Source organism: Pseudomonas sp. USTB-Z (genome assembly GCF_019691255.1).
Taxonomy (GTDB): Bacteria; Pseudomonadota; Gammaproteobacteria; order Pseudomonadales; family Pseudomonadaceae; genus Aquipseudomonas; species Aquipseudomonas alloputida.
In genome coordinates, this window is the sequence record NZ_JAECZP010000014.1 from 44,442 (window position 1) to 65,629 (window position 21,188).

At 62.6% G+C, this 21,188-nt stretch carries 16 protein-coding genes; 13 read left to right on the forward strand and 3 right to left on the reverse strand.

Going from position 1 to position 21,188, the window contains the following annotated elements:
- The first annotated feature begins 2 nt into the window (after nt 1-2).
- From I8746_RS17075 to I8746_RS17090, 4 genes are all read left to right on the forward strand, one after another.
- Entirely contained in the window at nt 3-635 is a 633-nt protein-coding gene (locus I8746_RS17075; protein ID WP_012053392.1) for a DsbA family protein, read from the forward strand.
- The gene (locus tag I8746_RS17080; protein ID WP_064614010.1) at nt 628-2,460 is read left to right on the forward strand and encodes an ABC transporter ATP-binding protein; all 1,833 of its coding nucleotides are present in this window, start codon (nt 628-630) and stop codon (nt 2,458-2,460) included. The genes I8746_RS17075 and I8746_RS17080 overlap by 8 nt, the downstream gene beginning before the upstream one ends.
- Before the next feature lie 288 nt (nt 2,461-2,748).
- Nucleotides 2,749-5,205, forward strand: coding sequence for an EAL domain-containing protein (locus I8746_RS17085; protein WP_012053390.1), 2,457 nt, complete (start codon nt 2,749-2,751; stop codon nt 5,203-5,205).
- 30 nt (nt 5,206-5,235) lie between these two features.
- The gene (locus I8746_RS17090; RefSeq protein ID WP_010952802.1) at nt 5,236-6,021 is read left to right on the forward strand and encodes a TenA family transcriptional regulator; all 786 of its coding nucleotides are present in this window, start codon (nt 5,236-5,238) and stop codon (nt 6,019-6,021) included.
- A gap of 118 nt (nt 6,022-6,139) precedes the next feature.
- On the opposite strand, the gene I8746_RS17095 is transcribed toward I8746_RS17090, so the two are convergent.
- The 3 genes from I8746_RS17095 to ubiG form a co-directional block, all read right to left on the reverse strand.
- Complete coding sequence (locus I8746_RS17095; protein WP_012053388.1) at nt 6,140-6,880, reverse strand: YciK family oxidoreductase; 741 nt, start codon at nt 6,878-6,880, stop codon at nt 6,140-6,142.
- Between the two features lie 156 nt (nt 6,881-7,036).
- Nucleotides 7,037-7,708, reverse strand: a complete 672-nt coding sequence (gene mupP, locus I8746_RS17100) for an N-acetylmuramic acid 6-phosphate phosphatase MupP (RefSeq protein WP_003252659.1) — start codon at nt 7,706-7,708, stop codon at nt 7,037-7,039.
- 2 nt (nt 7,709-7,710) lie between these two features.
- Nucleotides 7,711-8,409, reverse strand: a complete 699-nt coding sequence (ubiG, locus tag I8746_RS17105) for a bifunctional 2-polyprenyl-6-hydroxyphenol methylase/3-demethylubiquinol 3-O-methyltransferase UbiG (RefSeq protein ID WP_003252662.1) — start codon at nt 8,407-8,409, stop codon at nt 7,711-7,713.
- Nucleotides 8,410-8,519: 110 nt separating this feature from the next.
- On the opposite strand from ubiG, the gene mtnA reads away from it, so the two are divergent.
- From mtnA to I8746_RS17150, 9 genes are all read left to right on the forward strand, one after another.
- The gene (gene mtnA, locus I8746_RS17110; protein WP_012053387.1) at nt 8,520-9,596 is read left to right on the forward strand and encodes an S-methyl-5-thioribose-1-phosphate isomerase; all 1,077 of its coding nucleotides are present in this window, start codon (nt 8,520-8,522) and stop codon (nt 9,594-9,596) included.
- 357 nt (nt 9,597-9,953) lie between these two features.
- On the forward strand, nt 9,954-12,713 hold the full coding sequence (gyrA, locus tag I8746_RS17115) for a DNA gyrase subunit A (RefSeq protein ID WP_221100860.1): 2,760 nt from the start codon (nt 9,954-9,956) through the stop codon (nt 12,711-12,713).
- Nucleotides 12,714-12,927: 214 nt separating this feature from the next.
- A complete protein-coding gene (serC, locus tag I8746_RS17120; protein ID WP_054888757.1) occupies nt 12,928-14,013 on the forward strand; it encodes a 3-phosphoserine/phosphohydroxythreonine transaminase in 1,086 nt (361 codons plus the stop codon).
- Between the two features lies 1 nt (nt 14,014).
- Nucleotides 14,015-15,109 (forward strand): prephenate dehydratase, encoded by a 1,095-nt coding sequence (gene pheA / locus I8746_RS17125; protein WP_003252669.1) that lies wholly within the window; start codon nt 14,015-14,017, stop codon nt 15,107-15,109.
- A 191-nt stretch (nt 15,110-15,300) separates the two neighbouring features.
- The gene (locus I8746_RS17130) at nt 15,301-17,508 is read left to right on the forward strand and encodes a bifunctional prephenate dehydrogenase/3-phosphoshikimate 1-carboxyvinyltransferase (protein ID WP_311044814.1); all 2,208 of its coding nucleotides are present in this window, start codon (nt 15,301-15,303) and stop codon (nt 17,506-17,508) included.
- Between the two features lie 5 nt (nt 17,509-17,513).
- Nucleotides 17,514-18,191 (forward strand): (d)CMP kinase, encoded by a 678-nt coding sequence (cmk, locus tag I8746_RS17135; RefSeq protein ID WP_003252672.1) that lies wholly within the window; start codon nt 17,514-17,516, stop codon nt 18,189-18,191.
- 124 nt (nt 18,192-18,315) lie between these two features.
- The gene (gene rpsA / locus I8746_RS17140) at nt 18,316-19,992 is read left to right on the forward strand and encodes a 30S ribosomal protein S1 (protein WP_003252673.1); all 1,677 of its coding nucleotides are present in this window, start codon (nt 18,316-18,318) and stop codon (nt 19,990-19,992) included.
- Nucleotides 19,993-20,603: 611 nt separating this feature from the next.
- Complete coding sequence (gene ihfB / locus I8746_RS17145) at nt 20,604-20,900, forward strand: integration host factor subunit beta (protein WP_003252675.1); 297 nt, start codon at nt 20,604-20,606, stop codon at nt 20,898-20,900.
- A gap of 21 nt (nt 20,901-20,921) precedes the next feature.
- Nucleotides 20,922-21,185 carry a lipopolysaccharide assembly protein LapA domain-containing protein gene (locus I8746_RS17150; RefSeq protein ID WP_003252676.1) on the forward strand — a complete coding sequence of 88 codons (264 nt, stop codon included), beginning with the start codon at nt 20,922-20,924 and terminating at the stop codon, nt 21,183-21,185.
- The last annotated feature ends 3 nt before the right edge of the window (nt 21,186-21,188 follow it).

The following is a 21,188-nucleotide window of genomic DNA, read 5'->3' on the forward strand; positions in this document are numbered from 1 at the left end:
GCATGTCTGCACGCCTGATCTATGTGATGGACCCGATGTGCTCCTGGTGCTGGGGTTTTGCGCCAGTGGCCGCGGCCCTGATCGCCCAGGCGCGTGAGGCAGGCGTGCCTGCCCGCTTGGTAACGGGCGGGCTGCGTACGGGCGGCAGCGCCCTGGACAGCTCCACTCGCAAGTACATCCTGGAACACTGGCAGGCGGTGGCTGATGCTACCGGCCAGCCGTTCCGCTTCGAGGGGGCCATGCCTGACGGCTTCGTCTACGACACCGAGCCGGCCTGTCGCGCCCTGGTCGCGGCACGCGAGCTGGATGCCGAGCGCGTCTGGCCGCTGCTGGCGTTGATCCAGCGTTCGTTCTACGAGCAGGGTACCGATGTGACCACCGCGCCGCAGCTGGTCGAGCTGGCCTCCCAGAGTGGCTTCGACCGTGCCGCGTTCGCCGAAACCTTCGCCCGTGCCGATACCCGCGCCGCCACCGCGGCCGACTTCGGCTGGGCCCAGGATCTGGGTATTGCCGGTTTCCCGACCTTGCTGGCCGAGCGCAATGGCCAACTGGCTTTGCTGACCAACGGCTACCAGCCGCTGGAGCGCCTGCAACCCTTGCTCGGCCGCTGGCTGCAGCAGGCCGCCTGTGCTTGATGTACCAGGGTCACCCGACCCGGTACCGGGCAAGCCATACACTGCGGGCGATCGACTGAGCTGGGCGGAAATCCGCCGCCTGGCCCTGCATCACAAGAAGAACCTCTGGTCCGCCAACCTCATTGCGTTACTGGCGGCGTGTTGCAGTGTGCCCATTCCGCTGCTGCTGCCGCTGTTGGTGGACGAAGTACTGCTCGGCCATGGCGATGCCGCGCTGAAGTGGATGAACCACCTGCTGCCGTCCAACTGGCAGGTAGCAGCCGGCTACATCGGCCTGATGCTGGCGCTCACCCTGTGCCTGCGCCTGGCTGCGCTGGCCTTCAACGTGATCCAGTCCAAGCTGTTCGCCGGGCTGGCCAAGGACATCGTCTACCGCCTGCGCATCCGCCTGATCGAGCGCCTCAAACGTATTTCGCTGAAAGAATACGAAAGTTTGGGCAGCGGTACGGTGACCACCCACCTGGTCACCGACCTGGACACCCTCGACAAGTTCGTTGGCGAAACCCTCAGCCGCTTCCTGGTGGCCATGCTGACACTGACCGGCACGGCGGCCATCCTGATCTGGATGCACTGGCAGCTGGCCTTGCTGATCTTGCTGTTCAACCCGCTGGTGATCTACTTCACCGTGCAGTTGGGCAAGCGGGTCAAACACCTGAAAAAGCTCGAAAACGACAGCACCGCGCGCTTTACCCAGGCGCTGGCGGAAACCCTCGATGCCATCCAGGAAATCCGCGCTGGCAACCGCCAGGGCTACTTCCTTGGCCGCCTTGGCCTGCGTGCCCGCGAGGTGCGCGATTACGCCGTGGACTCGCAATGGAAAAGCGATGCCAGTGGCCGTGCCAGCGGCTTGCTGTTCCAGTTCGGCATCGACATCTTCCGCGCGGCGGCCATGCTGACCGTGCTGTTTTCTGACCTGTCGATCGGCCAGATGCTGGCGGTGTTCAGCTACCTGTGGTTCATGATCGGTCCGGTGGAGCAACTGCTTAATCTGCAATATGCCTACTACGCCGCCGGCGGTGCGCTGAGCCGCCTCAACGAGCTGCTGGCGCGTGCCGACGAGCCGCAATACCCGGCCGCCAGCGACCCGTTCGCCGGGCGCGAAACGGTGGGCATTGACGTGCGCGACCTGCGCTTTGCCTATGCCGACGAGCCGGTGCTCGAGCACCTCGACCTGTCCATCGCTGCGGGTGAGAAGGTGGCGATTGTCGGTGCCAGCGGCGGCGGCAAGAGCACGCTGGTGCAGCTACTGCTGGGCCTTTACAGCGCCCAGGCCGGGACCATCCGCTTTGGCGGGGCCAGCCTGCAGGAAATCGGCCTGGAAACCCTGCGCGAGAACGTCGCGGTGGTGTTGCAGCACCCGTCGCTGTTCAACGACAGCGTGCGTGCCAACCTGACCATGGGCCGTGACTGCAGCGATGATGCGTGCTGGCAGGCGCTGCGCATCGCCCAACTGGATGCCACCATCGCCGCCTTGCCGCAAGGCCTGGACAGTGTGGTGGGGCGTTCAGGCGTGCGCTTGTCCGGTGGCCAGCGCCAGCGCCTGGCCATTGCCCGCATGGTACTGGCTGAGCCCAAGGTGGTAATCCTCGACGAGGCCACCTCAGCCCTGGATGCCGCCACCGAGTACAACCTGCATCAGGCCTTGGCGTGCTTCCTCAGCGGCCGCACCACGCTGATCATCGCCCATCGGTTGTCGGCGGTGAAACAGGCCGACCGGGTGTTGGTGTTCGATGGCGGGCACGTGGCCGAAGACGGCGACCATCAGCAGCTGATTGCCGAGGGTGGGTTATACGCCAAGCTTTACGGGCATCTGCAGCAGAGCTGATTATCTGGCTGCCTTCACCGGGCTTGTGGGAGCAACTGTCTTGCTCAATTTCTAAAAGCTGGTGCGATCCCTGTGGGAGCGGGCTTGCCCGCGAACACGGGCGAAGCCCGTGCCATCCACCGCGGTGTCTTCTTCGCGGGTAAACCCGCTCCTACAATGGCCAGCGCATACGCTGTACAAATTCCCCGATTCCTTGTCATAAAAATCCCCTCCACAGCGATGGCAAATGGCCTACGCTGTGCTTGTCTGGGTCGATTTACGCCTTATCTGCTCTGTGACAGGGACTCCATGAAGGGAAATCGCACACTCGAAGCGCCAAAGTTGCTCGGCATCACATGGCCTTTCATCGCCGTCGTGGTCCTTCAGGTGGCGTTGGGCAGCCTCAGCCTTTATACGCTCTCGGCCGTGCGCGCCTATGTCGCGGGCGAAAGCCTGTGGTCCAAGGCGCAGAAAGATGCCATCTACTACCTCAGTCTGTACGGCGAGACGCGCGACGACAGCACCTACCAACGCTATCGCCAGGCCATTACCGTACCGCAGGGTGACTATCGTCTGCGCGAAGTGCTCGACCACCCCAGCCCTGATCTGGACGCCGCACGACAGGCGGTTCTGCAAGGTGGCAACCACCCTGACGATGTCGAGCGGATCATCTGGTTCTACCGCAACTTTCGCCATGTCAGCTATATGCAGACAGCCATCGATTACTGGGACATCGGTGACGACTATCTGGCCAAGCTGGATGTACTGGCCGGTGAAATGCGTCAGCGTTTTGCCGATGGCCCGGTGGATGCCGACACCGTCAGCGACTGGAAGGCCCGCATTGTCGCCATCAACGAAGGCGTGACCCCGGCCGCCAAGGCGTTCAGTGATGCCTTGGGCGAAGGCTCGCGCATGTTGCTACGGGTGCTGCTGATCACCAACCTGCTGACCGCGATGTTCCTGATCGCCATTGCCTGGCGCCGCTCCAGCAAGCTGTTGGCCCAGCGCCAAGCCTTTGCCAGCGCCCTGCAGGAAGAAAAAGAGCGTGCGCAGATTACCCTGCAGGCCATCGGTGATGCGGTGATCACCACCGATGTCGAAGGCAGTATCGGCTACATGAACCCGGCCGCCGAGCAATTGACCCACTGGCAATCCGGGCAGGCCCAGGGCCTGCCGCTGTCGGCGCTGTTCAGCCTGGTGGACGAACACGCCGAGGAGGACGGGCGCAGCTTGGTCGAACAGGTGCTCAGCGGCAGCCTCAAGGGCGGCTCCGAGCATGCCCGGCTGATCCAGCGCCTGGACGGCAGTACCGTGTCGATCAACCTGGTCGGCTCGCCAATCGTCAATGATGGCCAGGTCAGTGGCATCGTGCTGGTGCTGCACGATATGACCCAGGAACGCCAGTACATTGCCAATCTGTCCTGGCAGGCAACCCACGACGCCCTGACCGGGCTGGCCAACCGCCGCGAGTTCGAATACCGCCTGGAGCAGGCGCTCAACGACCTGGCGCGCCAGGCTGGGCGGCATTCGCTGATGTTCCTTGACCTCGACCAGTTCAAGCTGGTCAACGACACCTGTGGCCACGCTGCCGGCGATGAGTTGCTGCGGCACATCTGCGCGGTGCTGCAATCTGGTCTGCGTGAGGGCGATACGCTGGCGCGGCTGGGCGGCGATGAATTTGGCGTGCTGCTGGAAAACTGCCCGCCCGACCAGGCCGAGCGCATTGGCGAACAACTGCGCCAGATGGTGCAGAGCCTGCACTTTGTATGGAAAGGGCGGCCGTTCGTGACCACGGTCAGCATTGGCCTGGTGCATATGGCCCAGGCCCCCGGTACCCTGGAGGCCTCGCTGCGCGCCGCCGACATGGCCTGCTACATGGCCAAGGAAAAGGGCCGAAACCGTGTGCAGGTGTACCACGCCGACGACAGCGAACTGTCCATGCGTTTTGGCGAAATGGCCTGGATCCAGCGCCTGCATGTGGCCCTGGAAGAAAACCGCTTTTGCCTCTACGCCCAGGAAATCGCCCCGCTCAAAACCTTCGAGGGCCCGGGCCATATCGAAATTCTGTTGCGCCTGCACGACGAAAGCGGCCGCACCATCCTGCCCAGCAGCTTCATCCCGGCGGCCGAGCGCTACGGCCTGATGACCGCGCTTGACCGCTGGGTGGTGCGCAATGTGTTCATGGTCATACGCCAGTGCCTGGAAGAAGGGCGTGAAGGGCCGTTGTCGACCTGTGCCATCAACCTGTCGGGGTCCAGCATTGGCGACGACAAGTTCCTTGAATACCTCCAGCGGTTGTTCGTCGAATACGCCATTCCGCCGCGAATGATCTGTTTCGAAATTACCGAAACCAGCGCCATTGCCAACCTGGGCAGCGCCATTCGCTTCATCAACGAGCTGAAAGGGCTGGGTTGCCGTTTCTCGTTGGATGATTTTTGCGCTGGCATGTCCTCGTTCGCCTATCTCAAGCATTTGCCCGTGGACTACCTGAAGATTGACGGGAGTTTCGTCAAGGATATGCTCGACGACCCGGTCAACCGGGCCATGGTCGAGGTCATCAACCATATCGGCCATGTGATGGGTAAGCGCACGATTGCCGAGTTTGTCGAAACACCCTTGATCGAGCAGGCCTTGCAGGAAATAGGCGTGGATTACGCCCAGGGCTACCTGATCGAACGCCCCCAGGTGTTCACCTGTGACAGTCTGCAGCGCCAACGGATCGCCGCCCGGCCTCTGTTGCAGCGAGCACCTGGCACGTTTCGCTAGTTGGAAATCACAAGGATCAAGGAGCTGAAAGTGATTGACGCATTCGTTCGTATCGGGCCTTTGATGGACCCCGCCAGTTACCCCCAATGGGCCCAGCAACTGATTGAAGACTGCCGCGAGAGCAAGCGCCGGGTGGTTGAGCATGAGTTTTATGCACGTCTACGCGATGGCCAGCTGAAGCAATCGACCATCCGTCAGTACCTGATCGGTGGCTGGCCGGTGGTGGAGCAGTTTTCGTTGTACATGGCGCATAACCTGACCAAGACCCGCTATGGCCGGCATCAGGGCGAGGACATGGCGCGGCGCTGGCTGATGCGCAACATCCGCGTCGAGCTCAACCATGCCGATTACTGGGTGAACTGGTGCCAGGCGCACGGTGTGCACCTGCACGAGTTGCAGGCGCAAGAAGTGCCGCCCGAGCTGAACGGCCTGAACGACTGGTGCTGGCGGGTGTGCGCCACCGAAAACCTGGCCATTTCCATGGCGGCGACCAACTACGCCATCGAAGGCGCGACCGGTGAATGGTCGGCGGTGGTGTGCTCGACCGACACCTATGCGCAGGGGTTCCCTGAAGAAGGGCGCAAGCGGGCGATGAAGTGGCTGAAGATGCATGCCCAGTATGACGATGCGCACCCGTGGGAGGCGCTGGAAATCATCTGTACCCTGGCCGGTGAGAACCCCACCCTGGGGTTGCGGACCGAGCTGCGCAGGGCGATCTGCAAGAGTTACGACTGCATGTTCCTGTTCCTGGAACGCTGCATGCAGCTGGAAGGGCGCCAGCAAGGCCGTATGCGGCCGGCGTTGGCTGCGGGCTGATCGCTTTCCTGTATCGGCCTCTTCGCGGGCTTGCCCGCTCCCACAGGTATGGCGCAGTCCTTGAGGGTTGCGGTGATTCTGTGGGAGCGGGCAAGCCCGCGAAGAGGCCGATGCAGGTTTATTGGGCGTTGAACGCCTGCCCGTTCACCCCTGTGCTGTCCGGCCCCATCAGGTACAGGTACACCGGCATGATCTCTTCGGGCAGCGGGTTGTTCTGCGGGTTCTCGCCAGGGTAGGCCTGGGCCCGCATCGCCGTGCGCGTGGCGCCTGGGTTGATGCTGTTGGCGCGCACCGGCGCCACGCCTTCCAGTTCATCGGCCAGGGTCTGCATCAGGCCTTCGGTGGCGAACTTCGACACGCCATAGGCGCCCCAGTAAGCCCGGCCCTTGCGCCCGACGCTGCTGCTGGTGAACACCACCGAAGCGTCTTCCGACAGCTTCAGCAGCGGCAGCAGGGTGCTGGTGAGCATGAAGGTGGCATTGACGTTGATGTGCATCACGCGCATGAAGTTGTCGCCCGACAGCTGTTCCAGCGGCGTACGCGGGCCGATGATCGACGCATTGTTGAGCAGGCCATCGAGGCGGCCGAACTGGCCTTCGATCATGGCCGCCAGCTCGTCGTACTGGTGTGGCAGGGCGGTTTCCAGGTTGAACGGGATGACTACCGGCTGTGGGTGGCCGGCGGCTTCGATCTGGTCGTAGACCTCGTTCAGGTTGGCCTCGGTCTTGCCCAGCAGCAGCACGGTGGCACCCAGTGCGGCATAGGCCCTGGCAGCCGCGGCACCAATGCCACGGCCGGCACCGGTAACCAGGATGACCCGGCCTTGCAGCAGGTCGGGGCGGGCGGTGTAGTCGAACATGGTTCTGTCCTTCGAGTTCGTGTGGGCGGCCGGGCCTATTGTAGGAGCGGGTTCACCCGCGAATGCGTCCGATCAGGCGCCAGTGTTGTCTGGGCTGGCGCATTCGCGGGTGAACCCGCTCCTACAAAGAGGCGGTGCCCGGTCATCGGTCTGGGTTCAGCAGCCGCACAGCGCGCTGTCGATCACTTTGCGCAGTTCCAGTGGGTGGTCCACCACCACGTCGGCACCCCAGTTGTTGGGGTTGTCCTCTGGATGAATATAGCCGTAGCGCACCGCCGCCGTGCGGGTACCTGCGTCGCGGCCGGACTCGATGTCGCGCAGGTCGTCGCCGACGAACAGCACACTGGCCGGGTCCAGGTTCAGCGTCTTGCAGGCCAGGATCAGCGGCTCGGGGTCGGGTTTGCTGTTTTTCACGTGGTCCGGGCAGATCAGCAACGCCGAACGCTCGGCCAGGCCCAACTGCTGCATGATCGGCTCGGCGAAGCGCACCGGCTTGTTGGTGACGACGCCCCACAGCAGGTTGCCTTTCTCGATGTCGGCCAGCAGCTCGGCCATGCCCTCGAACAGCTTGCTGTGCACCGCGCAGTCGCGCTGGTAACGCTCGAGGAATTCCAGGCGCAGGGCCTCGAAGCCGTCAGCCTCCGGGTCCATGGCGAACGCAGTGGCGACCATGGCGCGGGCGCCACCCGAGATCACGCCACGGATCAGGTTGTCGTCAACGGCCGGCAGCCCGCGGTCGGCGAGCATGGCCTGGCAAATGGCGATGAAGTCCGGCGCCGTGTCCAGCAAGGTGCCGTCCATGTCGAAGAGTACTGCTCGCAAACGCATGCTTATTCCTCGCGCAGGGTCTGGATCATGTAGTTGACGTCGACGTCGCTGTTGAGCTTGTAGTGCTTGGTCAGCGGGTTGTAGGTGAGGCCGATGATGTCCTTCACCTGCAGGCCTGCATCGCGGCTCCAGGCGCCCAGCTCGGACGGGCGGATGAATTTCTTGAAGTCATGGGTGCCGCGCGGCAGCATCTTCAGGATGTACTCGGCGCCGACGATGGCCAGCAGGTAGGCCTTGGGGTTGCGGTTGATGGTGGAGAAGAACACCTGGCCGCCCGGCTTGACCATGCGGTAGCAGGCGCGGATCACCGAAGACGGGTCGGGCACGTGCTCGAGCATTTCCAGGCAGGTGACCACGTCGAACTGTTCGGGCATTTCCTCGGCCAGGGCTTCGGCGGTGATCTGCCGGTATTCCACCTGCACGCCGGACTCCAGCTGGTGCAACTGAGCCACCGCCAGTGGCGCCTCGCCCATGTCGATACCGGTGACCGTGGCGCCGCGCAGGGCCATGGCTTCGCTGAGGATGCCGCCACCGCAACCCACGTCCAGCACTTTCTTGCCGGCCAGGCTGACGCGCTCGTCGATCCAGTTGACGCGCAGCGGGTTGATTTCGTGCAGCGGCTTGAACTCGCTTTCGCGGTCCCACCAGCGGTGGGCCAGCGCTTCGAACTTGGCGATTTCGGCGCGGTCGACGTTGCTCATTGAACAGTCCTCTGAAACTTCGCAAAATTGCGCCGGAGTATACCCGAGCGCTTGGCCGCGAGGGTCGCTATAATCGCCGGTTTTTGATATCCGAATGACGGGGAGAGGCGATGCGCGAGCGACTTTTGGCGGCGGAGAAGGTGACCGCGATCCGCTGGCAGGGCGGCGCCTTGCACCTGCTCGACCAGCGCCTGCTGCCGTCGGAGGAGCGTTGGCTGGCCTGCGACAATGTTGCGCAGGTGGCCGCAGCCATCCGTGACATGGCCGTGCGCGGCGCCTCGGCGATCGGTATTGCCGCAGCTTACGGCCTGGTACTGGCCCTTGAAGAGCGGCTGGCCGAAGGCGGCGATTGGGAAATGGACCTGGAAGACGACTTTCTCACCCTCGCCGAAGCGCGTCCTACCGCCGCCAACTTGTTCTGGGCGCTGAACCGCATGCGCGAGCGTCTGCTGCGCCTGCGTCCGGAAGAAGACGTGCTGGCGGCGCTGGAGGCCGAAGCGGTGGCCATTCACGAAAGCGACCGTGAGGCCAACCTGACCATGGCCCAGCAGGGTATCGAACTGATCCGTCGTCATCAGGGCAATGCCCAGGCCCTGCTCACCTTCGGCAACGCCGGCGCCCTTGCCAGTGGCGGCTTCGGCACCGCACTGGGGGTGATCCGTGCCGGCTACCTGGAAGGCATGGTCGAACGGGTGTATGCCGGTGAGACTCGCCCTTGGCTGCAGGGGTCGCGCCTGACGGCCTGGGAGCTGGCCAACGAGGGAATTCCGGTGACCCTGTGCGCCGACTCGGCGCTGGCGCATCTGATGAAGACCAAGGGCATCACCTGGGTGGTGGTGGGCGCGGACTGCATCGCTGCCAATGGCGACGTGGCCAGCAAGATCGGCACCTACCAGTTGGCGGTCAGCGCCATGCACCATGGTGTGCGCTTCATGGTGGTGGCGCCGAGCACCAGCATCGACCTGAACCTGGCAACCGGCGAGGATATTCCCCTGGAAGAGCGTGACGCCGACGAGTGGCTGGACTTTGGCGGTGCCCCGGCGGTACGGGATGTGCAGGTATTCAACCCGGTGTTCGACGTGACCCCGGCCGACCTGATTGACGTTATCGTGACCGAACGGGGTGTTGTCGAGCGCCCGGATACCGCCAAACTGGCCCAGTTGATTTGCCGCAAGCGCCTGCACTGATACCCCGGTAGAACGCGTACTTTGTGGGCCTTGTGTCGCGATAGGGCCGCAAAGCGGCCCCGGGATGTCGGCGAAGAAGCAAAAATTGCCGGGGCTGCTGTGCAGCCCTATCGCGACACAAGGCCGCTCCCACAATGACCGTGCACTGCCGTACAGATCTCCCCACCGCCCCCGCCTTTGTGATAATATCCGGCAGTTTCCAAGACCGCCCAAAGTGGCGGCCTTCATTGCGCAGATCCATGGCACAACTCATTGATTTGTCGTAAGTCGTCGCACCCTTATGCGCTGCGGCGGCGAGCTTCGTTCGGCCCTTGATGGAGCTGCGAAGTTTCACCAGAAAAAGGAATCAGGCTTCTCATGGGCGAACTGGCCAAAGAAATCCTCCCGGTCAATATCGAAGACGAACTGAGACAGTCTTACCTCGACTACGCGATGAGCGTGATTGTCGGGCGAGCGCTGCCCGATGCGCGTGACGGCTTGAAGCCCGTGCATCGCCGCGTTCTCTATGCGATGAGCGAACTGGGCAACGACTGGAACAAGCCGTACAAGAAATCCGCCCGTGTGGTCGGTGACGTGATCGGTAAGTACCACCCGCACGGCGACACTGCGGTCTACGACACCATCGTGCGTATGGCCCAGCCGTTCTCGTTGCGCTACCTGCTGGTCGACGGCCAGGGCAACTTCGGTTCGGTGGACGGCGACAACGCTGCCGCCATGCGATACACCGAAGTGCGCATGACCAAGCTGGCCCACGAGCTGCTGGCCGACCTGCACAAGGAAACCGTCGACTGGGTGCCCAACTACGACGGCACCGAGCAGATCCCGGCGGTCATGCCGACGCGTATTCCCAACCTGCTGGTCAACGGCTCCAGCGGTATTGCCGTGGGCATGGCGACCAATATTCCGCCGCACAACCTCGGTGAGGTCATCGATGGCTGCCTGGCGCTCATCGACAACCCGGAAGTCACCATCGATGAACTGATGCAGTTCATCCCTGGCCCGGACTTCCCGACTGCCGGCATCATCAACGGTCGCCAGGGCATCATCGAGGCCTATCGCACCGGCCGTGGCCGCATCTACATGCGCGCCCGCTCCGAGATCGAAGACATCGACAAGGTTGGCGGCCGCCAGCAGATCGTGATCACCGAGCTGCCGTACCAGCTGAACAAGGCGCGCCTGATCGAGAAGATCGCCGAGCTGGTCAAAGAGAAGAAGATCGAAGGCATCACCGAGCTGCGCGACGAGTCCGACAAGGACGGCATGCGCATCGTCATCGAGCTGCGTCGCGGCGAGGTGCCGGAGGTGGTGCTCAACAACCTCTACCAGCAAACCCAGCTGCAGAGCGTATTCGGCATCAACGTGGTGGCCCTGGTCGACGGCCGTCCGCGGCTGCTCAACCTCAAGGACCTGCTCGAAGCGTTCGTCCGCCACCGCCGTGAAGTGGTGACCCGCCGTACCGTATTTGAGCTGCGCAAGGCCCGTGAACGCGGTCATATCCTTGAAGGCCAGGCGGTCGCGCTGTCCAACATCGACCCGGTCATTGCCCTGATCAAGGCCTCGCCGACGCCGTCCGAAGCCAAGGAAGCCCTGGTTTCCACGCCGTGGGAATCCAGTGCCGTGCAGGTCATGGTCGAGCGCGCCGGCGCCGACGCCTGCCGCCCTGAGGACCTGCCGGAGCAGTACGGCCTGCATGACGGCAAGTACTTCCTGTCGCCGGAACAGGCTCAGGCCATTCTCGACCTGCGCCTGCACCGCCTGACCGGCCTGGAGCACGAGAAGCTGCTGGCCGAGTACCAGGAAATCCTCGAGCAGATCGGCGAGTTGATCCGCATCCTCAGCAGCGCCGAGCGCCTGATGGAAGTGATTCGCGAGGAGCTGGAGGCCATCCGTGCCGAGTACGGCGATGTGCGCCGCACCGAAATCCTCAATGCCAGCCACGACCTCAACTACGGCGACATGATCCCGGAAGAAGAGCGCGTGGTCACCATCTCCCATGGTGGTTATGCCAAGACCCAGCCATTGTCCGCCTACCAGGCCCAGCGCCGCGGCGGCAAAGGCAAGTCGGCGACCGGCGTGAAGGACGAGGACTACATCGAGCACCTGCTGGTCGCCAACAGCCATGCCACCCTGTTGCTGTTCTCCAGCAAGGGCAAGGTGTACTGGAAGAAGACCTACGAAATCCCCGAAGCGTCCCGCGCTGCCCGCGGTCGTCCGCTGGTCAACCTGCTGCCGCTGGAGGAGGGTGAGCGCATCACCGCCATGCTGCAGATCGACCTCGAAGCGCTGCAGCAGAACGCCGACCTCGACGAAGAGCTGGACGAGGCTGATGACACCGTGCTCGAGGGTGAGCTGGTGGAGGCCGAGGAAGTCGACGAAGAAGACGGCGACACCCCGGAGTGGGTTGCAGAGCCGACCGGCGCGTACATCTTCATGGCGACCGCTTCCGGTACCGTCAAGAAGACCCCGCTGGTGCAGTTCGCCCGTCCGCGCTCCAACGGCCTGATCGCCCTGAAGCTGAAGGAAGGCGACACTCTGATTGCCGCGGCCATCACCGATGGCGCCAAGGAAGTCATGATGTTCTCCGACGCTGGCAAGGTCATTCGCTTTGCCGAGAGCGTCGTGCGTGAAATGGGTCGCAACGCCCGTGGTGTACGCGGCATGAAACTGGGCAAAGGCCAGCGGATCATCTCGATGCTGATCCCGGAGTCCGGCTCGCAGATCCTCACCGCCTCCGAGCGTGGCTTTGGTAAGCGCACCCCGCTGTCCAAGTTCCCGCGTCGCGGCCGTGGTGGCCAGGGTGTGATCGCCATGGGTACCAAAGGGCGCAACGGCTTGCTGATCGGCGCTATCCAGGTGCAGGAAGGCGAGGAGATCATGCTGATTTCCGACCAGGGCACGCTGGTTCGCACCCGGGTTGGCGAGGTGTCCAGCCTGAGCCGCAACACCCAGGGTGTTACGCTGATCAAGCTGGCGGCCGATGAGACACTGGTGGGCCTGGAGCGTATCCAGGAGCCATCCGAGGACGAGCTCGATGAAGTGATCGAGGCGGACGAGGAGAGTGTCGAAGCCGAAGCACCAGACGAAGCTGCAGGCGCCGAAGAGGCCCCGCAAGAGTAATCAAGCGTGAAACCCGAACGGGGCGACCAAGGTCGCCCCGTTTGACTGATAACAGCTGGCAAAGCCCGGCCTTGTGGGAGCGGGCATGCCCGCGAAGCAGACACTGCGGTAGATGGCACCGGCTTTGCCGGTGTTCGCGGGCTCGCCCGCTCCCACAGGGTCGTTGCTAACCCATGTGATAGTTTTTGTTCTATTTGGCAGAGCGAGAGTGGATGTGAGCAAACGAGCCTTTAACTTCTGCGCAGGCCCTGCCGCGCTTCCTGACGCTGTCCTGCAGCGCGCACAGGCCGAGATGCTGGACTGGCGTGGCAAGGGGTTGTCGGTGATGGAAATGAGCCATCGCAGCGACGATTACGTGGCCATCGCCGAAAAGGCCGAGCAGGACCTGCGTGACCTGCTGTCCGTCCCCTCCAACTACAAGGTGCTGTTCCTGCAAGGGGGCGCCAGCCAGCAGTTCGCTGAAATCCCGCTGAACCTGCTGCCGGAAAACGGCACGGCCGACTACGTCGAAACCGGTATCTGGTCGAAAAAGGCCATCGAGGAAGCGCGCCGTTTCGGCAACGTCAACGTCGCCGCCACTGCCAAGCCTTACGACTACCTGGCCATCCCCGGCCAGAACGAGTGGAACCTGACCAAAAACGCAGCCTACGTGCACTATGCGTCCAACGAGACCATTGGTGGCCTGCAGTTTGACTGGGTGCCGCAAACCGGTGACGTACCGCTGGTGGTCGATATGTCGTCCGACATCCTCTCGCGCCCGATCGATGTGTCGCAGTTCGGCCTGATCTACGCCGGCGCGCAGAAGAATATCGGCCCTAGCGGCCTGGTGGTGGTGATCGTGCGCGAAGACCTGCTGGGTCATGCCCGCAGCAGCTGCCCGACCATGCTCGACTACAAGGTTTCGGCTGACAACGGGTCGATGTACAACACCCCGGCCACCTACTCCTGGTACCTCTCGGGCCTGGTCTTCGAGTGGCTGAAAGAGCAGGGCGGTGTTGAGGCCATGGAGCAGCGCAACCGTGCCAAGAAAGACCGCCTTTACGGGTTCATCGACCGCAGCGAGTTCTATACCAACCCGATCAGCGTCAACGCCCGTTCGTGGATGAACGTGCCGTTCCGCCTGGCTGACGAGCGCCTGGACAAGGCCTTCCTCGCTGGCGCCGACGCGCGTGGCCTGCTCAACCTCAAGGGTCACCGTTCGGTTGGCGGCATGCGCGCCTCCATCTACAACGCCTTGGGCCTGGAAGCGGTAGAAGCGCTGGTAGGCTACATGGCTGAATTCGAGAAGGAGCATGGCTGACATGTCCGAACAGGAGCTCAAGGCGCTGCGCGTGCGCATCGACAGCCTCGACGAGAAAATCCTCGAGCTGATCAGTGACCGCGCCCGCTGCGCCGAAGAAGTAGCCCGGGTCAAGACGGCCTCGCTGAAAGAGGGCGAGAAGCCGGTGTTCTACCGTCCCGAGCGTGAAGCTGCGGTGCTCAAGCGCGTGATGGAACGCAACAAGGGGCCGCTGGGCAACGAAGAGATGGCGCGGCTGTTCCGCGAAATCATGTCGTCGTGCCTGGCCCTGGAAGAGCCGCTGAAAATCGCCTACCTCGGCCCTGAAGGCACCTTCACCCAGGCGGCGGCCATGAAGCACTTCGGCCACGCGGTGATCAGTCGGCCGATGGCGGCCATCGACGAAGTGTTCCGTGAAGTGGCGGCCGGTGCCGTCAACTTCGGTGTGGTGCCGGTGGAAAACTCCACTGAAGGTGCGGTCAGCCACACCCTGGACAGTTTCCTCGAGCATGACATGGTGATTTGCGGTGAAGTCGAGCTGCGTATCCACCACCACCTGCTGGTGGGCGAGAACACCAAGACCGACAGCATCACCCGCATCTACTCCCACGCCCAGTCGCTGGCCCAGTGCCGAAAGTGGCTGGACGCGCACTACCCGAACGTGGAGCGCGTGGCCGTATCGAGCAATGCTGAAGCGGCCAAGCGGGTCAAGGGTGAGTGGAATTCGGCGGCGATCGCCGGCGATATGGCGGCCAACCTGTACGGCCTGACCCGTCTGGCCGAGAAGATCGAAGACCGCCCGGACAACTCCACGCGCTTCCTGATGATCGGTAATCAGGAAGTACCGCCGACCGGCGACGACAAGACCTCGATCATCGTTTCGATGAGCAACAAGCCAGGTGCGTTGCATGAGTTGCTGGTGCCGTTCTATCAGAACGGCATCGACCTGACCCGCATCGAGACCCGCCCGTCGCGCAGCGGCAAGTGGACCTACGTGTTCTTCATCGACTTCGTCGGTCACCACCGCGACCCGCTGATCAAGGCGGTGCTCGAGCAGATCAGCCAGGAGGCTGTGGCGCTGAAGGTGCTGGGCTCTTATCCGAAGGCGGTGCTTTGATCTGAGGTTGTTGGGGCCGCTTCGCACCCCATCGCGACACAAGGCCGCTCCCACACAGGTGTAGCGCATTGTGGGAGCGGCCTTGTGTCGCGATGGGCTGCAAAGCAGCCCCAATGGCTCTTACCGGCTGTCCAGATTTCAGAACAGGGTTCGCACCAGTGGTAAATGCAGCAAAAACCAAACCCGCGCCAATCATCAACCGCCTGGTCGTGGTCGGTCTCGGCCTGATCGGCAGCTCGTTCGCCAAAGGCCTGCGTGAAAGCGGCCTGTGCCGCGAAGTGGTCGGTGTCGACCTGGATGCCCCCTCGCGCAAGCAGGCCGTGGCCCTGGGCGTGGTCGACCGCTGCGAAGAAGACCTCGCCGCCGCTTGCGTGGGCGCCGATGTCATTCAGCTGGCCGTACCGATCCTGGCCATGGAGAAAGTCCTGGCCCGCCTGGCCCAGCTCGACCTGGGTGATGCAATCATCACCGACGTCGGCAGCGCCAAGGGCAACGTTGTGCGGGAAGCGCGTGCCGTCTTCGGTGATCGCCTGCCGCGCTTCGTCCCGGGCCACCCCATTGCCGGTTCCGAGCAGAGCGGGGTAGAAGCCTCCAATGCCACCTTGTTCCGCCGGCACAAGGTCATCCTCACGCCGCTTGCCGAAACCGACCCCGCCGCGCTGGCCCTGGTTGACCGCCTGTGGCGTGCGCTGGATGCCGATGTGGAGCACATGTCGGTCGAGCGCCATGACGAAGTACTGGCCGCCACCAGCCATCTGCCACATCTGCTGGCCTTTGGCCTGGTCGACTCACTGGCCAAACGCAATGAAAACCTCGAGATCTTCCGGTACGCTGCGGGTGGATTCCGCGATTTCACAAGAATCGCCGGCAGCGATCCGACCATGTGGCATGACATCTTCCTCGCCAACCGCGACGCTGTCCTGCGCACGCTTGATACATATCGCAGCGATCTCGACGCCCTGCGCGACGCGATCGCTGAAGGGGATGGGCACCAACTGCTGGGTGTATTCACCCGCGCACGGGTTGCCCGCGAGCATTTCAGTAAAATCCTGGCCCGCCGGGCCTATGTGGACGCTATGAACGCCAACGATCTGATTTTCCAGGCCCAACCGGGTGGCCGCCTGAACGGGCGGATCCGTGTACCGGGCGACAAGTCGATTTCCCATCGCTCGATCATGCTCGGCTCGCTGGCCGAAGGTACTACCGAGGTCGAAGGCTTCCTCGAAGGCGAAGATGCGCTGGCGACCCTGCAGGCATTCCGTGACATGGGTGTGGTCATCGAAGGCCCCAACCACGGTCGTGTGACCATTCACGGCGTGGGCCTGCATGGCCTGAAGCCGCCACCAGGGCCGCTGTACGTAGGTAACTCCGGTACTTCGATGCGCCTGCTGTCGGGCCTGTTGGCCGGTCAGCCGTTCGATGTCACCATGACCGGCGACGCCTCGCTGTCCAAGCGCCCGATGAACCGTGTGGCCAACCCGCTGCGCGAAATGGGTGCTGTGGTCGAGACCGGCCCAGACGGCCGCCCGCCGCTGACCATCCGCGGTGGCCACAAGCTCAAAGGCTTGACCTACACGCTGCCGATGGCTAGCGCGCAGGTCAAATCCTGCCTGCTGCTGGCCGGCCTGTACGCCGAAGGCAAGACCACTGTCACCGAGCCTGCGCCTACCCGTGACCACACCGAGCGCATGCTGCGCGGTTTTGGCTATTCGGTCGACAGCAATGGCCCGGTGGCCTCGCTGCAGTCCGGTGGCAAGCTGACCGCTACCCGGATCGAAGTGCCGGCTGACATTTCCTCGGCCGCGTTCTTCCTGGTCGCAGCCTCTATCGCTGAAGGCTCCGAGCTGGTGCTGGAGCATGTCGGCATCAACCCGACCCGTACCGGCGTGATCGACATCCTGCGCCTGATGGGCGGCGACATCACCCTGGAAAACCAGCGTGAAGTGGGCGGCGAACCCGTGGCCGACCTGCGTGTGCGCGGTGCCAAGTTGAAGGGTATCGACATTCCTGAGGCATTGGTGCCGCTGGCCATCGACGAATTCCCGGTCTTGTTCGTGGCCGCTGCCTGCGCTGAAGGGCGTACCGTGCTGCGTGGCGCCGAAGAGCTGCGGGTGAAGGAGTCCGATCGCATCCAGGTGATGGCTGATGGCCTCACCACCTTGGGCATCAAGTGCGAGCCGACCCCGGACGGCATCATCATCGACGGCGGCCAGTTGGGCGGCGGCGAAGTGCATGGGCATGGTGACCACCGCATCGCCATGGCCTTCAGCGTGGCTTCGCTGCGCGCCAGTGCGCCAATTCGCATTCACGACTGCGCCAACGTCGCCACCTCGTTCCCCAACTTCCTGGCGCTGTGCGCCGAAGTGGGGATTCGCGTGGCAGAAGAGGGCAAGTCGTGAATTCAATGGCACCGGTTATCACCATCGACGGGCCAAGCGGCTCGGGCAAGGGCACAGTCGCCGGGCTGATTGCCCGCGAGCTGGGCTGGAAGCTGCTGGACTCCGGCGCGCTGTATCGCTTGCTGGCATTCAATGCCAGCAACCACGGCGTCGACCTGACCAACGAAGAGCTGCTGACCAAACTTGCCGCCCATCTGGATGTGCAGTTCATTGCTGCCGAGCCCGGTAAGCTGCAACAGATCATCCTTGAGGGTGAGGACGTCAGCAACGTCATCCGTACCGAAACCGTCGGTGCTGGTGCATCGATGGTGGCCTCGTTGCCGGCAGTGCGTGATGCGCTGCTGGTGCGTCAGCGTGAGTTCCGCGAAGTGCCGGGGTTGATTGCTGACGGTCGCGACATGGGTACCGTGGTGTTCCCGGATGCGCCCTTGAAGGTCTTCCTCACCGCCAGCGCGGAGGAGCGCGCACGTCGCCGCTACCTGCAGTTGAAGGGCAAGGGTGAAGATGTTAGTCTGTCGAGTCTGCTGGATGAGATTCGTGCGCGTGATGAGCGCGACACCCAACGTGCAGTGGCCCCGCTGAAGCCAGCGGCCGATGCCATTCAGTTGGACTCTACCGAGTTGTCCATCGAGCAGGTGTTGCAACGTATCAGAAGCGAGATCGCCCAGCGCGACCTTATCTGATAGCCAGGAAAGCAGGCAGGGGCACCAGTCAACGTCCTGCCGGCTTTCCTTTACTTAAAACGAACCCACATTGTCTGGAATGTGGTTATGGGCGTTTGTTTCGCCCGAATCTACAGGAATTAAAATGAGCGAAAGCTTTGCAGAACTCTTTGAAGAAAGCCTGAAAACCCTCAATCTTCAGCCGGGTGCGATCATCACCGGTATCGTTGTCGACATCGACGGCGACTGGGTTACCGTACACGCTGGCCTGAAGTCCGAGGGCGTCATCCCGCTCGAGCAGTTCTACAACGAAGCTGGCGAGCTGACCATCAAGGTCGGTGACGAAGTTCACGTTGCGCTGGACGCGGTCGAAGACGGCTTTGGCGAAACCAAGCTGTCCCGTGAAAAAGCCAAGCGCGCCGAGTGCTGGATTGTTCTGGAAGCAGCTTTCGCCGCCGAAGAAGTGGTCAAGGGCGTTATCAACGGTAAGGTTAAGGGCGGCTTCACTGTCGACGTTAACGGCATCCGTGCGTTCCTGCCGGGCTCCCTGGTTGATGTCCGCCCAGTGCGTGACACCACCCACCTGGAAGGCAAAGAGCTGGAATTCAAGGTCATCAAGCTGGACCAGAAGCGCAACAACGTTGTCGTTTCCCGTCGCAGCGTGCTGGAAGCCGAGAACAGCGCCGAGCGCGAAGCCCTGCTGGAAACCCTGCAGGAAGGCCAGCAAGTCAAAGGTATCGTCAAGAACCTCACCGACTACGGCGCATTCGTGGACCTGGGCGGTATCGACGGCCTGCTGCACATCACCGACATGGCCTGGAAGCGCATCAAGCACCCGTCGGAAATCGTTAACGTTGGCGACGAAGTCGACGTACGCGTTCTGAAGTTCGACCGTGAGCGCAACCGCGTTTCGCTGGGTCTGAAGCAGATGGGCGAAGATCCGTGGGTAGCTATCACTGCCCGTTACCCAGAAGGTACTCGCGTACAGGCTCGCGTTACCAACCTGACCGACTACGGCTGCTTCGCTGAGCTGGAAGAAGGCGTTGAAGGTCTGGTACACGTTTCCGAAATGGACTGGACCAACAAGAACATCCACCCGTCGAAAGTCGTTCAGGTTGGCGACGAAGTGGAAGTCATGGTTCTGGACATCGACGAAGAGCGTCGTCGTATCTCCCTGGGCATCAAGCAGTGCAAGTCCAACCCATGGGAAGACTTCTCCGGCCAGTTCAACAAGGGTGACAAGATCACCGGTACCATCAAGTCGATCACCGACTTCGGTATCTTCATTGGTCTGGACGGCGGCATCGACGGCCTGGTTCACCTGTCCGACATCTCCTGGAACGAAACCGGCGAAGAAGCCGTGCGTCGTTTCAAGAAGGGCGACGAGCTGGAAACTGTCATCCTGTCGGTTGACCCAGAGCGCGAGCGCATCTCCCTGGGCATCAAGCAGCTGGAAGACGATCCGTTCTCCAACTTCGTTGCTGTCAATGACAAGGGCGCTATCGTCAAGGGCATCGTGAAAGAAGTTGACGCCAAAGGCGCCATCGTCACCCTGGCCGACGACATCGAAGCCACTCTGAAAGCTTCCGAAATCAGCCGTGACCGCGTTGAAGACGCGCGTAACGTTCTGAAGGAAGGCGAAGAGATCGAAGCCAAGATCATCAGCGTTGACCGCAAGTCCCGCGTTATCAGCCTGTCGATCAAATCGAAAGACGACGCTGAAGAGCGCGAAGCTATCCAGAGCCTGAAAAACGCTCCGGAAGCTGCTGCCGACACCACCATGGCTGCGCTGCTGCGCGAAGCAATGGCCAAGCAGAACTGAGTTCTGTTTGATCGGTAAAAAGGGCGACCCTCGGGTCGCCCTTTTTTTATGCTCGGCAATCAGGCGGCGCGGCGGATGGCACCGGCTTCGCCGGTGTTCGCGGGTAAACCCGCTCCTACACCGATGGCGCTGGATCACACTCGCCTCAGGCCGACGCCCCCCCCCCCATTGTAGGAGCGGGCTTGCCCGCGAATCACGCGGCGCGGTGGATGGCACCGGCTTCGCCGGTGTTCGCGGGTAAACCCGCTCCTACGCCGATGGCGCTGGATCACACTCGCCTCAGGCCGACGCCCCCCCCCATTGTCGGAGCGGGCTTGCCCGCGAATCAGGCGGCGCGGTGGATGGCACCGGCTTCGCCGGTGTTCGCGGATAAACCCGCTCCTACACCGATGGCGCTGGATCACACTCGCCTCAGGCCGACGCCCCCCGTTGTAGGAGCGGGCTTGCCCGCGAATCAGGCAGCGCTGGCCTGCCTGAGTGGTAGACCATTCTTGAATTACTTCAATCTTGAATTTTTTTATTAAGTCAAGATCCACCCTGTTCAAATCCTTCCCAGCGTGCTACAAACTGGTTAAGCAATGATCTAGCTGCTTGATAACGAAGGGAAAAATATGACGAAGTCGGAGCTGATCGAACGTATTGTCACCCATCAGGGGCTGCTCTCCTCCAAGGATGTGGAGCTGGCCATCAAGACCATGCTTGAGCAGATGTCGCAATGCCTGGCTACCGGCGATCGCATCGAGATCCGCGGTTTTGGCAGCTTCTCGCTGCACTATCGCGCCCCCCGCGTGGGCCGTAACCCGAAGACCGGCCAGTCGGTCAGCCTCGAAGGCAAGTTCGTGCCGCACTTCAAGCCCGGCAAAGAGCTGCGTGATCGGGTCAATGAAGAAGACGAGGCTGAAGCCTGAACCACCAAGGAGAGAATTCTGATGCGTAACCTCAAGCGCGCCCTGGCGGCAGTGTTCGTGCTGCTGTTGGCGGCTGTGGTGCTGTTCTTCGTGCTGGAGAACCAGCAAGCCGTGTCATTGGTCCTGTTCGGTTGGGCTACGCCAGCCATGCCGGTTGCTGTTCTGGTATTGGCTGCCTTGGTCATTGGCCTGGCGGTCGGGCCGTTGCTGGGGGCTTACGGCGTGCAGCGCAGCAAGCGCAAGATCAGGGCTTCTGCCCGTCAGGCGGCACTGAACGGCAACTAAGGA

Coding starts and splice junctions, on each gene's coding strand:
- I8746_RS17075 (WP_012053392.1), top strand. CDS start 3: ATGTCTGCACGCCTGATCTATGTGATGGACCCGATGTGCTCCTGGTGC.
- I8746_RS17085 (WP_012053390.1), top strand. CDS start 2,749: ATGAAGGGAAATCGCACACTCGAAGCGCCAAAGTTGCTCGGCATCACA.
- I8746_RS17095 (WP_012053388.1), bottom strand. CDS start 6,880: ATGTTCGACTACACCGCCCGCCCCGACCTGCTGCAAGGCCGGGTCATC.
- mupP (WP_003252659.1), bottom strand. CDS start 7,708: ATGCGTTTGCGAGCAGTACTCTTCGACATGGACGGCACCTTGCTGGAC.
- ubiG (WP_003252662.1), bottom strand. CDS start 8,409: ATGAGCAACGTCGACCGCGCCGAAATCGCCAAGTTCGAAGCGCTGGCC.
- mtnA (WP_012053387.1), top strand. CDS start 8,520: ATGCGCGAGCGACTTTTGGCGGCGGAGAAGGTGACCGCGATCCGCTGG.
- gyrA (WP_221100860.1), top strand. CDS start 9,954: ATGGGCGAACTGGCCAAAGAAATCCTCCCGGTCAATATCGAAGACGAA.
- pheA (WP_003252669.1), top strand. CDS start 14,015: ATGTCCGAACAGGAGCTCAAGGCGCTGCGCGTGCGCATCGACAGCCTC.
- cmk (WP_003252672.1), top strand. CDS start 17,514: ATGGCACCGGTTATCACCATCGACGGGCCAAGCGGCTCGGGCAAGGGC.
- rpsA (WP_003252673.1), top strand. CDS start 18,316: ATGAGCGAAAGCTTTGCAGAACTCTTTGAAGAAAGCCTGAAAACCCTC.
- ihfB (WP_003252675.1), top strand. CDS start 20,604: ATGACGAAGTCGGAGCTGATCGAACGTATTGTCACCCATCAGGGGCTG.
- I8746_RS17150 (WP_003252676.1), top strand. CDS start 20,922: ATGCGTAACCTCAAGCGCGCCCTGGCGGCAGTGTTCGTGCTGCTGTTG.